The organism is Synechococcus sp. Cruz-7E5 (assembly GCF_024345995.1).
In the GTDB taxonomy this organism is placed as follows: domain Bacteria; phylum Cyanobacteriota; class Cyanobacteriia; order PCC-6307; family Cyanobiaceae; genus Regnicoccus_A.
Map to the genome: position 1 here is coordinate 43,706 of NZ_JAGQCE010000003.1, position 13,949 is coordinate 57,654.

Here is a 13,949-nt window from a genome sequence, read left to right on the forward strand (position 1 = left end):
TGTCTGGAAGGTGAGAGCATCGCTCCACCCTTCCAGACACGTCAGCCACGTCGATGACCAGCTCCCCCACCGACAGCAACGCCACCAACATCGTCTGGCATGAGGCCGCGGTGGACCGCGACTCCCGCGCCAGCCAGCGGGGACACCGCAGCGCCATCCTCTGGTTCACGGGGCTCTCGGGCGCCGGTAAGAGCACCCTCGCCAACGCCGTGAACGTGGAACTGTTCCAGCGAGGGCTGGCCACTTACCTGCTCGATGGTGACAACGTTCGCCATGGCCTCTGCAACGACCTGGGTTTCTCCGATGCCGACCGGGAGGAGAACATCCGGCGCATCGGCGAGGTGGCCAAGCTTTTCCTCGACGCCGGCGTGATCACCCTCACCGCCTTCGTGTCACCCTTCCGGGCCGACCGCGATCGGGCCCGCTCCCTTGTGCAGCCCGGGGATTTCATCGAGATTCACTGCGCCGCCGAACTGGCGGTCTGCGAGCAGCGGGATCCCAAGGGGCTGTATGCCAAGGCTCGCGCTGGCGTGATCAAGGATTTCACCGGCATCTCCAGCCCCTATGAAGCTCCGGAGTCCCCTGAACTGCGGGTGGACACCGGCGGCAGGCTGGAGCAGAACGTGGCCCAGGTGATCAGTTACCTGGAGCATCAGGGGTTGATCGCGGCGGGCTGAAGACCGGCGCCATGGCCGCCTGACTGGTGAATGGTTCTGGCTCCGGCAGCCCCAGGCGACGGGCCACCTCATCGAGAAAGGCCTTGAGGCAGCTCGCCACCGGCACGGCCAGCAGCAGGCCCAGCAGGTCGCCGAGGCCCAGCAGGCTGCCGATCCGAGCACCGACCGGCAGGCTGAGCAGCAGCCAGGCAGGCTGCAACCCCACGATCTTGCCCATCAACCGGGGCTGGATCACCTGGTCCACCACCTGGCCCACGGCAATCGCCACAGCCAGCACCTCCAGGCCGGTGCGTGGATCCTCCAGGGCCAGCAGCAGGCTCACCAGCACGATCGTGAAGGCACTGGCGTAGGGGATCAAGGTGGTGGACCCGATTGCCACGGCAAAGAGCACGCCATAGGGAATCCCCAGCAGGGTGAAGACCATGATCTGGGCCAAGCTCAGAATCAGCGCCAGAATCACCTGGCCGCCGAAGTAACCGCGGAAGGTGCGGTTCACGGTGGCCAGCACCAGCTCCCGCCAGCTGGCCGGCAACCAACGGGCCAGTCCGCGACTGGTTGACTCGCCACCCAGCAGCAGGAAAATGGCCAGCACGATCACGATCACGCTGTTGATCGTGAGGGTGAGGGTGGCACCCAGCAGTCCCAGCAGCTTCTGGCTGAGCTGCGAGGCGTACCGGGTGGAGCGGGTGAGCAGGGCACTGCTGAGATCGCCGAAATCCGCCGGCAGGCCATGCTCCACAGCCCAGTCCTGGGCCTGGTTGAGCAGGGTTTCCGCCTCCACGAACCAGCCCGGCAAGGCCGTGAGCAGGTCCGCCAGCTGCTCCACCAGCAGGGGAATGATCCAGAGGGCCACCAGCACAAGCACCAGCAGGGCCAGTCCGAGCACCAGGGCGAGGGCGAGGGGCCTGGGCAGGCCCCGGCCCGTCAGCCAGCGGCTGGGGAGATCAAGCAGAAAGGCGATCAGCGCAGCCGTGAGAAACAGCGCCGGGAAGGGAGCGAGCGGCAACAACAGCTGACGCAGCACCCAGAAATTGAGCACCAGCAGGGGCAGGACAAGGCCGAGCCGCTGCCAGGTGGTGAATGGGGCCGGGCGGATCATGGTGCTGGAACTGCCGCCGCCGGGTCCGGCTCGGCTGGGGGCAGAGGCTTCACCTGACGGCGGAACACCTCCAGGCCTGAGGCAGGCACCGCCACATCGATCAGCTGCAGCCTCCCAGGGATCAGAGACTCGAACCGCCCGCCAGGCACTTCGTCAGGCTGCACCGACAGCCCGCGATCGATCAGCACCACCCGCTTCAGGGGAGGTCGCACTTCAATGCTCTCGTCCCGTTGGTCGAGCACCAGATCGGCCTCGCCGTGGTCGTAGGCGGGAAGATGCACCGAGGGCAGGCGATAGGCACGGCGGTTGGAACGGCCGGTCACCACCACCAGTGTGGTGGCGGGATCGAAGCGCTTCACCGCGCGGATTGCCAGGCCCCAGTCGTGATCGTAGGAGCGCAGATTCTCGAGAAAGCGATCGCCGGGCACCAGCAGAAAGAGGGCGCATTGCAGGGCCAGCACCAGCAGCAGTGGGCGGGGCCAGCGCAGCGCCCCGGCCCCACCTGTCCGCTCCGCCAGGCGGGCGGCGAGCAGCAGCAGCACGGCCGGCAGCAGCGTGGTGGCGTGTCCCATCCGGGTGAAGTGCACGGCCAGCAGGTAAGAGGCCGAGGGGAGCGTCCAGAGGGCGATGAACCAGCGCCGCCAGATCCGTTCCTGGCGCGGGAGCGGTCCAGGGGCCTTTGCGACCGGCCCTGCCCTGCTGGTGGCCAGGGCCAGGGCCAGACCAGCCGGGGCCGTGAGCGCCACCGTGCGGATCATCAACCAGCTGTTGCCCAGCACCCCGCGGTCGGAGGCCTGCTGGGCGTGGTCCCCCTTCCAGGACATCAACTGCGACCAGAACGTGGCCAGCCCACCCGCCTCCTCCAGAAAGGCCTGGCCCCACCACACGAGCACCCCGAGGCCGAGTGCCACAGCCACCAGCAGCCGCCAGGCCTTCAGGCCTCGGCGGCTACCCCTGAGGCAGCACACCAGCACCAGGGGGAACAGGAACAGGGGGGTGTTCGGCCGGATGCCACCGGCAGTAGCCATCAGCAGCGCCAGGGGGGGCAGGAAGCGCTGATCCCCCTCGGCCACGAACCAGGCGCAGCAGGCGATCGCCGTGACCCAGCCCAGCTCGGTGCCATAACTGAGCGGTTGACTGGCGTAAAACCAGAGCAGGGGACTGCTGAACAGCAGCACCACCATCCACCAGGCGGCCCGCTGCCCTCCCCAGCGCCGGGCCAGGATCCAGCCGAAGGGCAGCGCGGCCGCCGACACCAGCGCATTCACCAACTCCAGGGCCGCCACCCCATTGCCCCCGGTGAGCGGCAGGCTCAGGCGTCCAAGGCTGATCAGCCACCAGAAGCAACCGGGCAGGTGGGGCTGGTGGCGATCCAGGTCGAAGTCGGTGAGAGCAAGCACGAAGTTGCCCGCATCCCAGGCCTGCACCAGCTCCGTGCGAGTGAGCCAGCGGCTGAGGGCACCAGCGAAGAACAGCAGCAGCCACCAGATCCAGGCGGCCGCCGGCGCCGGCCGCTCCGGCCCACGAGCTGGTGCAGAACCCGACTCCAGCATTGCTCAGCCCTCCATGGCGGCCAGATAGGCCTTGCTGCCAAGTTCCCCCAGGCGGGCGTCCTTGGCGCAGACCTGGTCATGCAGCCCCAGGCGATGCCGCCTGAGCTGCTCGGCCAGGACAGGATCGGCCGTGGCCAGGATCTGGACCGCGAGCAGTCCGGCGTTGGTGCCGTTGCCGATGGCCACCGTGGCGACGGGGATCCCGGCCGGCATCTGCACAATTGAATGAAGCGAATCGACCCCCGAGAGGGTCCGGCTGACCACCGGCACACCGATCACCGGCAAGGTGGTGAGGGACGCCACCATCCCCGGCAGGTGGGCGGCACCGCCGGCCCCCGCCACGATCACCTTGAGGCCGCGGCTGGCTGCAGTTTCCGCGAAGTTCAGCATCTCCCGCGGGGTGCGGTGAGCCGAGAGCACCCGCACCTCCACGCCCACCCCGAAGTCTTCAAGCACCTTCACCGCCGGCTGCATCGTCGGCAGGTCGGAATCGCTGCCCATCACCACGGCCACGAGAGGGGCATCCCCGGAACTGGGGGGCGGCGGGTTGGCTCCCTCAACGGCAGCGGAGACGGGTTCGAGGGTCAAAGGGGAGCGGCGGGGGCCGTGCGGCGAGGATGGCATTCTCCCGCCCGTTCGCCCCGGAGCTGATGACCGTGCGCTGGATCAGCAACGTCCGCCTGCCCCAGGCGTCGCGCTGCAGCCATGGCTCCGAGCGCCGCTGGCGTCTCGGGGTGGACAGCCGGGGTTTGATCGATCGGGTGCTGGCAATCGATCCCGGCAGCTGCGCCGCCGGCGACGACTGGGACGGCGACTGGATCAGCCCCATGGGAGTTGATCTGCAGATCAACGGAGGCCTGGGGCTGGCCTTTCCCGAGCTGGAGCCGGCCGACCTGCCGCGGCTGCTGGAGCTGCTGGAGCTGCTCTGGGACGATGGGGTGGAGGCGATCTGCCCCACCCTGGTGACCTGCGCTGTACCTGCCCTGCGCCAGGCCCTGGCCGTGCTGCATCAGGCCCGCCTCCAACATCGACCCGGGCGCTGCCAGCTTCTCGGCGCCCATCTGGAGGGCCCCTTCCTGGCCGAGGCGCGTCGCGGTGCCCACCCGGCGGCCCACCTGGCCCTCCCCAGCCTGGAGGCCCTGCAGGAGCGGATCAGCGGGCATGAGCAGGAGATCGCCCTGGTGACCCTTGCCCCGGAACTGGAGGGGGCCGAAGCGGTGATCGCCGCCCTGCGGCAGCACGGCATCGTGGTGAGCCTGGGCCACAGCGCGGCAACGGAGGCCGAGGCAGGGCGGGCTTTCGCGGCGGGAGTGGGCATGCTCACCCATGTCTTCAATGCCATGGCCGACATGCACCGGCGAGCCCCCGGTCCGGTGGCGGCTGCGCTGCTGCGCGGCGATGTGGCCCTAGGGCTGATCGCAGACGGGGTGCATGTGGCCCCCTCGATGGCGGTACTGCTGCAGCGGCTGGCACCCGAACAGGTGCTGCTGGTGAGCGACGCGCTCGGACCCTATGGCCTGAGCGAGGGGCGCCACCGCTGGGATGAACGGGTGCTGCTGGTGGAGGACGGAAGCTGCAGGTTGGAGGACGGCACCCTGGCGGGCGTGACCCTGCCCCTGCTGGAGGGGGTGACGCGCCTGGCCCGCTGGAGCGGCGAACCTGGGCGGGCGATCGCCGCCGCGACCCTTGTGCCCCGGCGGGTGCTCGGGGAGCGGCGCACGCTGTCTCAGATGCTGCTTGGAAGGCCCCTGGCCGAATCCCTGCGCTGGCATGCGGGGGCCGACGGGGAGCTGCGCTGGCGGCGTGGGTCCGAAGCGGCTCCTTAAGATCCGCCCACCCGTACAAGCGCACCCATGGCCACGTCTCCAGCGCCTGACGCCGGCGCCAAGCTGGCCGAGAAGGAAGAAGTGCGCGACTACTTCAACAGCACGGGCTTCGAGCGCTGGAAACGGATCTACAGCGACAGCGACGACGTCAACAAGGTGCAGCGCAACATCCGCCTGGGGCACCAGAAGACGGTGGATCAGGTGCTCGAGTGGCTGCAGGAGGAGGGCGACCTGCCCCAGCGCAGCTTCTGCGATGCAGGCTGCGGCGTGGGCAGCCTCAGCCTGCCGCTGGCCCAGCTCGGGGCAGGCAGCATCGCCGCCAGCGACCTCTCCGAAGCCATGGTGGAGGAGGCCCGCCATCGTCTGGAGGCCGGCGGCATCGGCCTTGATCGGGTGCAGTTCAGCGCCTCCGATCTGGAGAGCCTCCAGGGCCGCTACGACACGGTGGTCTGCCTGGACGTGTTCATTCACTACCCACAGGCCGCGGCCGAGGAGATGGTGCGCCACCTGGCCGGATTGGCCGAGCGGCGGCTGATCGTCAGTTTTGCTCCCCACACCCCGCTGCTGGCCCTGCTCAAATCGATCGGGCAGCTGTTCCCGGGGCCAAACAAAACAACCCGGGCCTACACCCTGCGGGAGGACGGCATCGTGGCCGCCGCAGCTGAGGCCGGCTTCAAGCCCAAACGCCGCAGCCTCAACCAGGCTCCGTTCTACTTTTCGAGGCTGATTGAATTCGAGCGCAGCTGAATCGCTGGCTACGCCCCAATCCGAACGGCCAGGCTCAGGTGGCCATGGCCAGTTTCTCACGCTCCAGCAGGCCAACTGTGGCCACTTCACTGGGGGGCACCAGCACCTTGAAGCGTGAGCGCCACTGAGGCCAGTTCGCCAGGATCTCGGCCGCTTTGCGGCTGCCGGTGACCTCCAGATGGGCTTCCAGCAGCGGTTTGATCAGCTGCTCCTGCTCTGGCGTCTCCAGGGAATGAACCGAGACGATCTCGGGGTTGAGACGCCCTCCCAGGGCATCCTCCGAGTCGAGCAGGAAGGCCACTCCGCCGGTCATGCCAGCAGCCACGTTGCGGCCGGTGCTGCCCAGCACAACAACCACACCACCGGTCATGTATTCGCAGCAGTGGTCGCCGCAGCCTTCGACCACGGTGCGCGCGCCGCTGTTGCGGACGGCGAAGCGCTCACCGGCCCGTCCGAGGGCGAACAGCTCGCCACCGGTGGCGCCGTAGAGGCAGGTATTGCCCAGGATCACCTGGTTGCCGGGATCACGGGTTGCAGCGGAAGGCACAACCGTGATGCGGCCACCGTTGATGCCCTTGCCGACGTAGTCATTGGCATCCCCCTCCAGGCGAAGGTTCATGCCCTGCAGCGTGAAGGCACCGAAACTCTGGCCTGCGGCACCCTCGAAGCAGAGATCGAGCAGGCCCTTGAACCCCTTGTTGCCATGGCGGGCAGCCACCTCGCCGGCCAGGCGGGCCCCCACACTCCGATCGGTGTTCACGATCGCCAGTCGGCGGGCCACCGACCCATGCTGATCGATGGCCGAGAGCACCTCGGGATCTACCAGGAGCTCATCCTCCAGAATCACTCCGTTGCCGTGGGCCTGGCTGTCATGGCGCAGCCAACTGCGGTCGTCGGGACCAGGCAGCGGAGCCAGCAGGCAGGTGAGATCAAGGGCGCTGGTCTTGGCCAGGGCCACCTGACGGGGATGGAGCAGCTCAACGCGGCCGATGAGGTCTTCCAGGCGGGCCACCCCGAGCACGCTCAGCAGCTGGCGCACTTCCTCGGCTACGTAATGGAAGAAATTGACGACGTGCTCAGGCAGACCGGTGAAGCGCTTGCGCAGGGCTTCCTTCTGGGTTGCCACCCCCACCGGGCAGTTATTGGTGTGGCAGACCCGGGCCATGATGCAGCCCTCGGCAATCATGGCCACCGAACCGAATCCATATTCTTCGGCACCCAGCAAGGCCGCCATCAGCACATCCCAGCCGGTCTTGAGACCGCCATCGGCGCGAAGCAGCACCCGGTTGCGCAGGCCGTTCGCCAGAAGGCTGCGGTGCACCTCGGAAAGGCCAAGTTCCCAGGGGCTGCCGGCGTGCTTGATCGAGCTGAGTGGAGACGCACCGGTGCCGCCGTCGTGGCCGGAGATCTGAATCACATCGGCATTGGCCTTGGCCACGCCGGCGGCGATCGTGCCGATGCCGATTTCGGCCACCAGTTTGACCGACACCTTGGCGGTGGGATGGACCTGATGCAGATCGTGGATCAGCTGGGCCAGGTCTTCAATTGAATAAATGTCGTGGTGCGGAGGCGGGGAGATCAGCGCCACGCCGGGCTTGCTGTTGCGCAGCCAGCCGATGTAGGCATCCACCTTGGGACCGGGCAGCTGGCCGCCCTCGCCGGGCTTGGCCCCCTGGGCCACCTTGATCTCCAGCTGCTGGCCGCTGCGCAGATACTCCGGCGTGACCCCGAAACGCCCCGAGGCCACCTGCTTGATGGCCGAGCAGGCGCTGTCACCGGGCACCAGGCCCCGCAGGGTCGGCAGGGTGGCCGAGCGGCCGTCCGCGTCGACATCCGTCAGCGGATGGTAGCGAGCGGGATCCTCGCCTCCCTCACCGCTGTTGCTCTTGCCGCCGATGCGATTCATCGCCACCGCAAGCACCTCGTGGGCTTCTCTGGAGAGGGCCCCCAGGCTCATGCCACCGGTGCAGAACCGGCTGCAGATGCTCTCCACACTCTCGACCTGCTCGATCGGCAATGGGGCGGGGGCTGGGCGCAGCTCGAGCAGGTCGCGCAGGGCCGTGACAGGACGGTTCTCAAGCAGGGTGCGATAAGTGGCGAAATGGTCGTAGCCGGGGCCTGCGGCCACGGCCGCGTGCAGGGCCTTGGCCATCTCAGGGCTGTTGAGATGGAACTCACCGCCGGAGCGGTATTGCACGAAGCCCATGAACTCGAGCTTGGTGCGGTTGAGCTCAGGAAAGGCCTTGGCGTGGAACGCCAGGGTTTCGTTGGCGAGATCACGGACACTGAGGCCCGCCACTCGGCTGGTGGTGCCGCGGAAGGCCAGATCGATCAGATCGGCGCCGATGCCGATCGCCTCGAAGATCTGGGCGCCGTGGTAGCTGGCGAGCAGAGAGATACCGATCTTGGAGAGGATCTTGCGCAGGCCAGCTTCCAGGGCCTTGCGCACGTTGGCCTGAGCCTTGGCGGCATCGATCTCCGGCAACTTGCCTCGCTCCATCAGGGAGCGGGTCTTGGGGTGGGCCAGCCAGTGGCGGGTGGTTTCCCAGGTGAGCCAGGGGCAGACGGCACTGGCTCCGAAGCCGATCAGGCAGGCCAGGTGGTGGGTGCTCCAGCACTGGGCCGTGTCAATCACCAGGGAGCAGTGCAGGCGCAGCCCAAGCCTGAGCAGATGCTGGTGGACGGCACCCACCGCCAGCAGCGCCGGGATGAAGGTGGTGGTGGCACTCAGGCCACCGGCAACCCGGTCGGAGAGCACCAGGATCTGACTGCCGTCTCGCACCGCCTGCTCCGCCGCCTGACAGAGACACTGCACAGCAGCCTCCAGGCCAGCTGGACCCTGCTCAAGCCCGTAGAGGGTGGAGAGGGTGGTGGTGGCCAGGCCCTGGTGGGGCAGCGCATCCAGGTCGGACTCGTTGAGAACTGGCGTGGCGATGTGGAGCACCGAGGCAGCCGATGGCTCCGGCCGCAGGGCCGATCCACGCCGGCCCAGGTGCATGTCCAGGCTCATCACCAACTCCTCGCGGAGTGGGTCGATCGGAGGATTGGTGACCTGGGCGAAGCGCTGCTTGAAGTAGTCGTAGAGAAGGTGGGGCTTGTCGGAGAGCACCGCCAGGGGGATGTCGTCGCCCATGCAGTAGGTGGGCTCCTTGCCCTGGCCGGCCATCTCGTCGATCACCAGATCCAGGTCCTCGGCGGTGAAGCCGAAGGCGGTCTGGTGGCAGAGCAGGTCCAGGTCGGTGAGCTGATGCTCCGTGCGCCAGGGCTGGGGCTTCAGCGAGCGATGGTGTTCCTGCAGCCAGGCGGCATAGGGGTAGCGGGAGGCCACCTCCTCCTTCACCTCCCAGTTGTGCAGCAGGCGGCCCTGCTCGAGATCCACGGCCAGCATCTGGCCGGGGCCGAGGCGGCCCTTTTCGACGATGCGGCTTTCTTCGATCTCCACCACCCCGGTTTCCGAACCCATCACCACCAGACCATCACTGGTGATGCAGTAACGGGCAGGACGGAGTCCGTTGCGATCGAGGGTGGCGCCCACACTGCGGCCGTCGCTGAACACCAGCAGGGCAGGACCGTCCCAGGGCTCCTGCAGGCAGGCGGAATACTCATAAAATGCCTTGATCTCCGGCCGGCCCTCAAGCTCGGGCTGCTTTCGAAACGCTTCCGGCACCAGGGTGAGCAGGCTGTCGGTGATCGGCCGGCCGCTGCGCACCATCAGCTCGAGCATGGCGTCGAGGTTGGCCGAATCGCTGAAGGCGGCGTTGACCACAGGCTTTAGGTCGGAGGCGGCCTCACCCCAGACCGCATCAAGGTGGGACTCGGCCGCCTGCGCCCAGTTGATGTTCCCCAGCAGGGTGTTGATCTCGCCGTTGTGACCCAGGAGCCGCATCGGCTGGGCCAGGGGCCACCGGGGCAGGGTGTTGGTACTGAAGCGGCGGTGGTAGACCGCAAAACTGACCGCGAAGCGCCGATCGCACAGGTCGCCGTAGAAGGCCGCCAGCACCTCGGAGCGCACCATTCCCTTGTAGACGAGGGTGCGGCCACTGAAGGAGGCGAAGTAGAGGTCGCTGGGATCAACGCCTGGGGTGGCCCTCACCAGATCGACGGCCCGGCGGCGGCAGCGGAACAGCAGGGATTCGAGCGCATCGCCCGACTCGGGGCCCTCCACCAGCCACTGCTGAATGCGCGGGGCCGTCTGAAGCGCGAGGGGGCCGAGTACGGAAGGCTCCACGGGCACCTCTCGCCAGCCGAGGCTGCGCAGGCCCACCAGGGCGGCAGCCTGCTCGCACAACCGCTTGACCTCCAGGAGTTTCTGCTCATCGACCGGCAGGAAGACCATCGCCAGGCCCCGGCGACCCTCCGCCGCCAGGGCGGATTCGGGCCAGACCTCTGCCAGATAGCCCCAAGGAATACCGCACAGCACACCTGCGCCGTCGCCGGAATCGCCATCGCCACCGCAGCCTCCGCGGTGCTCCATGCAGCCCAGACCGCGCAGGGCCTGCTCCAGCAGCCAGTGACTGGGCTCACCGCTGAGCTGGGCCAGGAAGCCAACGCCACAGGCATCCTTTTCGCCCGCAACCTCCGTTGGTGCCGGACTGTCGCAATGGGGCCAAACAGAGCGGCGATGAAGAGGCATAGCCCGGCAACAACCTGTCGGTAGACCGCGGAAGCCTCGAACAAGGCGACTTCCGCGCGGAAGAGAAATCGGATCCTAGAGACGTGTGTTCAGCGTTAGCGTTCACCACCAACGGATGCGGGTCCAATCGTGATGCGGTGCCGATCCCTTCCTGCCGGGCTGATCAGCCTGACGGTGATGGCCTTGCTGCCGGCGGCCGACGGCGGCCTTTCCCGGGCCCAGGCTCGACCGACCGCATCCATCGCTGGCGCCACCGCCCAGGGTCTGCCGGCCCGCAGCCCGGTCTCTTCCCGCCAGGAGGGCCGCCGGATCGTCATCAACGGACGGGAGCAGACTGCACGCTGGCAGTTGCTCCCGTCCGTGGGGGGCAACCCCTCCCAGCTCTGGCTGCCGCTTGAGGTGCTGCAAGGCCAGCTGGGGGTAGCCAGCAGTCCCCGTGTCGATGGAAGCCTGGATCTGGAGTGGTTCGGGCGGAAGCAGCTGGTGCCCAGCAGCGAGCAGCACAGCCTCGACGATGAGGTGGCCGTGGATGCCAGCCCCTTGCTGCAAGCGGCTGGCATCCGCCTCCAGGCCGACGGAGACCGCCTGCTTCTGGAGATGCCCATGCCCGGGCTGCTTCGGGTGAGGGCGTCGCCCCCGGGAGCCGATCGCCAGGTGGTACTCGATCTCGATGGGGCGGCCGTGGTCCGCCAGGAGTCCGGTCAGATCCTGCTGGGCTTGCAGAGCACCGCCAGCCAGCGCTCTGAGCTGCAGGCCCTTGGCGTGGCGGTCAGCGTCAGCAGGGAGGGGCTGCTGTTGCGCCCGCGCGGCGGTGGGCGGGTGCTGACCCTCGGTGGGCCCGACCGGGTGGTGTTTGCCATCCCGCCGGGGTCCAGCGCCGGAGGAACAACGGCGGCGAGCCCTGCAGCGCCGCCCCTGCCCCCCCGATTGCAGGCCCTGCTCAGTCGCAGTGTCCAGCTTGATCGCCAGGTTCTGCCTGTGGGATCACGGCGGATGCTGATCAGCAGCGTCCGCTTCGATCCCCAGCAGAGTCCCCTCGATCTGCGGCTGCTCACCCGTCCGGACGGGATGCAGGGGCTGACGTCTCTGACCGCCCTGGCCCAGCAGGAGCAAGCCCTGGTGGCCATCAATGGCGGCTTCTTCAACCGGGTGCGGCGGCTGCCGCTGGGAGCCCTCAAGGCCGAGGGGCGCTGGCTCTCCGGCCCGATCCTCAACCGCGGGGCCATCGGATGGCAGCCGGGAGGCCTGCCCAGCTTCGGTCGGCTGGTCCTGCAGGAGCAGCTGATCGATGAGAGGGGCCAGCGCTGGCCCCTCACGAGCCTGAACAGCGGGTACGTGCAGCGGGGCCTGGCCCGTTACACCGCCGACTGGGGGAGGGGATACCAGGCCCTCAGCGGCAATGAATCGGGGGTGCTGATCCGGGGTGGGGTGGTGCTGCAGCGGCTCAATGGCGCCCAACTGCAACGGGGCATCCCCCTGGGGAACGAGGACACGCTGGTGGTGGGCAGGTCCGGTGTGATTCCGCCCTGGTCCGAGGCCAGCCGACTGACACTCTCCAGCCAATCCAGCGACCCGGTTGGCCAGCAGGCCTACGTGATGGGAGGCGGTCCCCTGCTGCTTCAAGCCGGTCGGGTCGTCCTCAACGGCACTGCCGAAGGTTTCAGCAGCGCCTTCCAGGGACAAGGCGCCCCGCGCACTGTGATCGGCAGCGATGGCCGTCAGATCTGGTTGCTGACTCTGCAGGGGGTGGATCACGCCGGGCCGACCCTGGGCGAGACGGCCACCTTGCTTCGGCAACTGGGCCTGCGCGAGGCCCTGAATCTCGATGGCGGCAGCTCCACCGGACTGTTCGTGGGCAACACCCAGACGGTGCGGGGCCGGGGAGTGGCCGCCTCCATCCATAACGGCCTCGGTCTGGTGCCCCGCGGCGGGCGGGCCGAGGGCGACCGAGCCAGCGACCGGGCCGGCGGCTGAGCCGCGCGGGCTCCAGCCCTGGCAAGCTGGAGCCTGCCTCTGCCGCCAACGAGCGCCAACGCCCCATGCCCAAGGGTCTGAGCCTGCGCCTGTCCTCAGCGGCGGCGGCCGAGCTGGGCCGGCAGGCTGCCGTGGCCGGCACCCCTGGCCTGATGCACCTCGACCTGCTGGAGGGTGGATGTGAGCAATGGGTGCTCAGGATCCGCCCCGGCCATCTCGCCGGTGTTCCCGTGGCCCGGGCCGATGGCATCACCCTGCATGCGCCTTCCGCCCAGATCCCTCTGCTGGCGGGGCTGAGCCTGGACTACCGGGGAGATCTCAGCGGTGGGGGCTTCCTGATCCGCTCCGGCGAGGGAGTGAGCTGCTGCGCCTGTGGAGCCGCCTTCAGCCGCACAGGTCCTGGGGGGACCACGACAAAGTAAGGTGACGGATTGTCGAAACGGTCGGACGTCCGGCCTAATTCTCCGGCCCTCGATGCCCACGATTCAGCAGCTGATCCGCACCGAACGGCAGCACCTCACCCGCAAGACCAAGTCCCCGGCTCTGCGCGCCTGCCCAGAGCGCCGTGGGGTCTGCACCCGTGTGTACACCTCCACCCCGAAGAAGCCGAACTCGGCCCTTCGCAAGGTGGCCCGTGTGCGTCTCACATCAGGCTTCGAAGTCACGGCCTACATCCCCGGGATCGGCCACAACCTCCAGGAGCACTCCGTGGTGCTGATCCGAGGAGGTCGCGTCAAGGACCTCCCCGGGGTCAGGTACCACATCATTCGTGGCACCCTCGACACGTCCGGTGTGAAGGATCGCCGCCAGAGCCGCTCCAAGTACGGCGCCAAGACCCCCAAAGGTTGATTCCAGGGGCTTGCATTCCATGCCCTGATCGTCTTTATCCCCACTCCCTCGCACCGCCGATCCCCACAGGTTTATGTCCCGCCGTAACGCCGCTGAGAAGCGCCCAGTTCTTCCTGACCCCCAATTCAACAGCCGCCTGGCCTCAATGGTTGTGGCGCGCCTGATGAAGCACGGCAAGAAGTCCACTGCTCAGCGGATTCTCTCCGACGCATTCGGACTTATCAACGACCGCACCGGCAGCGACCCACTCGAGGTGTTCGAAACGGCCGTCCGCAACTCCACCCCGCTGGTGGAGGTGCGAGCTCGCCGGGTGGGCGGCGCCACCTACCAGGTGCCAATGGAAGTGAGGCAGGAACGCGGAACTGCCATGGCCCTGCGCTGGCTGGTCAACTTTTCCCGGGCACGCAATGGCCGCAGCATGGCCCAGAAGCTCGCCGGTGAACTGATGGACGCCGCCAACGAAGCCGGCAGTGCAGTGCGCAAGCGCGAAGAAACCCACAAGATGGCCGAGGCCAACAAGGCCTTCGCCCACTACCGCTACTGAGCACCCTTCCTGGGCTGGATGGCGGGCGCCTCCACCCAGATCAGGCC

Annotated in this window: 11 protein-coding genes; 7 read left to right on the top strand and 4 right to left on the bottom strand. The window is 68.0% G+C overall.

The genetic code is table 11. The features are described 5' to 3' along the window. Positions 1 to 53 precede the first annotated feature (53 nt). Positions 54 to 677, top strand: a complete 624-nt coding sequence (gene cysC / locus KBY77_RS05120; RefSeq protein WP_255102504.1) for an adenylyl-sulfate kinase — start codon at positions 54 to 56, stop codon at positions 675 to 677. Here cysC and KBY77_RS05125 read toward each other — a convergent pair. From KBY77_RS05125 to purE, 3 genes are read right to left on the bottom strand one after another with little or no spacing between them, the layout of a single operon-like run. Next, positions 637 to 1,776 carry an AI-2E family transporter gene (locus KBY77_RS05125; protein ID WP_255102505.1) on the bottom strand — a complete coding sequence of 380 codons (1,140 nt, stop codon included), beginning with the start codon at positions 1,774 to 1,776 and terminating at the stop codon, positions 637 to 639. The genes cysC and KBY77_RS05125 overlap by 41 nt on opposite strands. Next, complete coding sequence (locus KBY77_RS05130) at positions 1,773 to 3,329, bottom strand: glycosyltransferase family 39 protein (RefSeq protein WP_255102506.1); 1,557 nt, start codon at positions 3,327 to 3,329, stop codon at positions 1,773 to 1,775. The genes KBY77_RS05125 and KBY77_RS05130 overlap by 4 nt, the downstream gene beginning before the upstream one ends. A gap of 3 nt (positions 3,330 to 3,332) precedes the next feature. After that, positions 3,333 to 3,830 carry a 5-(carboxyamino)imidazole ribonucleotide mutase gene (purE, locus tag KBY77_RS05135; protein ID WP_255102704.1) on the bottom strand — a complete coding sequence of 166 codons (498 nt, stop codon included), beginning with the start codon at positions 3,828 to 3,830 and terminating at the stop codon, positions 3,333 to 3,335. Between the two features lie 116 nt (positions 3,831 to 3,946). On the opposite strand from purE, the gene KBY77_RS05140 reads away from it, so the two are divergent. Both KBY77_RS05140 and bchM read left to right on the top strand, forming a co-directional pair. After that, a complete protein-coding gene (locus KBY77_RS05140) occupies positions 3,947 to 5,155 on the top strand; it encodes an N-acetylglucosamine-6-phosphate deacetylase (RefSeq protein WP_255102507.1) in 1,209 nt (402 codons plus the stop codon). Between the two features lie 27 nt (positions 5,156 to 5,182). After that, entirely contained in the window at positions 5,183 to 5,902 is a 720-nt protein-coding gene (bchM, locus tag KBY77_RS05145) for a magnesium protoporphyrin IX methyltransferase (RefSeq protein WP_255102508.1), read from the top strand. Positions 5,903 to 5,936: 34 nt separating this feature from the next. Here bchM and gltB read toward each other — a convergent pair whose 3' ends face one another. Then, on the bottom strand, positions 5,937 to 10,535 hold the full coding sequence (gltB, locus tag KBY77_RS05150; protein ID WP_255102509.1) for a glutamate synthase large subunit: 4,599 nt from the start codon (positions 10,533 to 10,535) through the stop codon (positions 5,937 to 5,939). 132 nt (positions 10,536 to 10,667) lie between these two features. On the opposite strand from gltB, the gene KBY77_RS05155 reads away from it, so the two are divergent. From KBY77_RS05155 to rpsG, 4 genes are all read left to right on the top strand, one after another. Then, on the top strand, positions 10,668 to 12,509 hold the full coding sequence (locus tag KBY77_RS05155; protein ID WP_255102510.1) for a phosphodiester glycosidase family protein: 1,842 nt from the start codon (positions 10,668 to 10,670) through the stop codon (positions 12,507 to 12,509). Between the two features lie 65 nt (positions 12,510 to 12,574). After that, positions 12,575 to 12,931 carry an AIR synthase gene (locus KBY77_RS05160; RefSeq protein WP_255093760.1) on the top strand — a complete coding sequence of 119 codons (357 nt, stop codon included), beginning with the start codon at positions 12,575 to 12,577 and terminating at the stop codon, positions 12,929 to 12,931. 52 nt (positions 12,932 to 12,983) lie between these two features. Next, on the top strand, positions 12,984 to 13,358 hold the full coding sequence (gene rpsL / locus KBY77_RS05165; protein WP_094555907.1) for a 30S ribosomal protein S12: 375 nt from the start codon (positions 12,984 to 12,986) through the stop codon (positions 13,356 to 13,358). Between the two features lie 73 nt (positions 13,359 to 13,431). Further along, positions 13,432 to 13,902 carry a 30S ribosomal protein S7 gene (gene rpsG, locus KBY77_RS05170; RefSeq protein ID WP_094555908.1) on the top strand — a complete coding sequence of 157 codons (471 nt, stop codon included), beginning with the start codon at positions 13,432 to 13,434 and terminating at the stop codon, positions 13,900 to 13,902. The last annotated feature ends 47 nt before the right edge of the window (positions 13,903 to 13,949 follow it).

Bases quoted from the DNA above. Each gene is read 5' to 3' on its own strand.
- cysC (WP_255102504.1), top strand. From the start codon at position 54: ATGACCAGCTCCCCCACCGACAGCAACGCCACCAACATCGTCTGGCAT.
- KBY77_RS05125 (WP_255102505.1), bottom strand. From the start codon at position 1,776: ATGATCCGCCCGGCCCCATTCACCACCTGGCAGCGGCTCGGCCTTGTC.
- KBY77_RS05130 (WP_255102506.1), bottom strand. From the start codon at position 3,329: ATGCTGGAGTCGGGTTCTGCACCAGCTCGTGGGCCGGAGCGGCCGGCG.
- purE (WP_255102704.1), bottom strand. From the start codon at position 3,830: ATGGGCAGCGATTCCGACCTGCCGACGATGCAGCCGGCGGTGAAGGTG.
- KBY77_RS05140 (WP_255102507.1), top strand. From the start codon at position 3,947: ATGGCATTCTCCCGCCCGTTCGCCCCGGAGCTGATGACCGTGCGCTGG.
- bchM (WP_255102508.1), top strand. From the start codon at position 5,183: ATGGCCACGTCTCCAGCGCCTGACGCCGGCGCCAAGCTGGCCGAGAAG.
- gltB (WP_255102509.1), bottom strand. From the start codon at position 10,535: ATGCCTCTTCATCGCCGCTCTGTTTGGCCCCATTGCGACAGTCCGGCA.
- KBY77_RS05155 (WP_255102510.1), top strand. From the start codon at position 10,668: ATGCGGTGCCGATCCCTTCCTGCCGGGCTGATCAGCCTGACGGTGATG.
- KBY77_RS05160 (WP_255093760.1), top strand. From the start codon at position 12,575: ATGCCCAAGGGTCTGAGCCTGCGCCTGTCCTCAGCGGCGGCGGCCGAG.
- rpsL (WP_094555907.1), top strand. From the start codon at position 12,984: ATGCCCACGATTCAGCAGCTGATCCGCACCGAACGGCAGCACCTCACC.
- rpsG (WP_094555908.1), top strand. From the start codon at position 13,432: ATGTCCCGCCGTAACGCCGCTGAGAAGCGCCCAGTTCTTCCTGACCCC.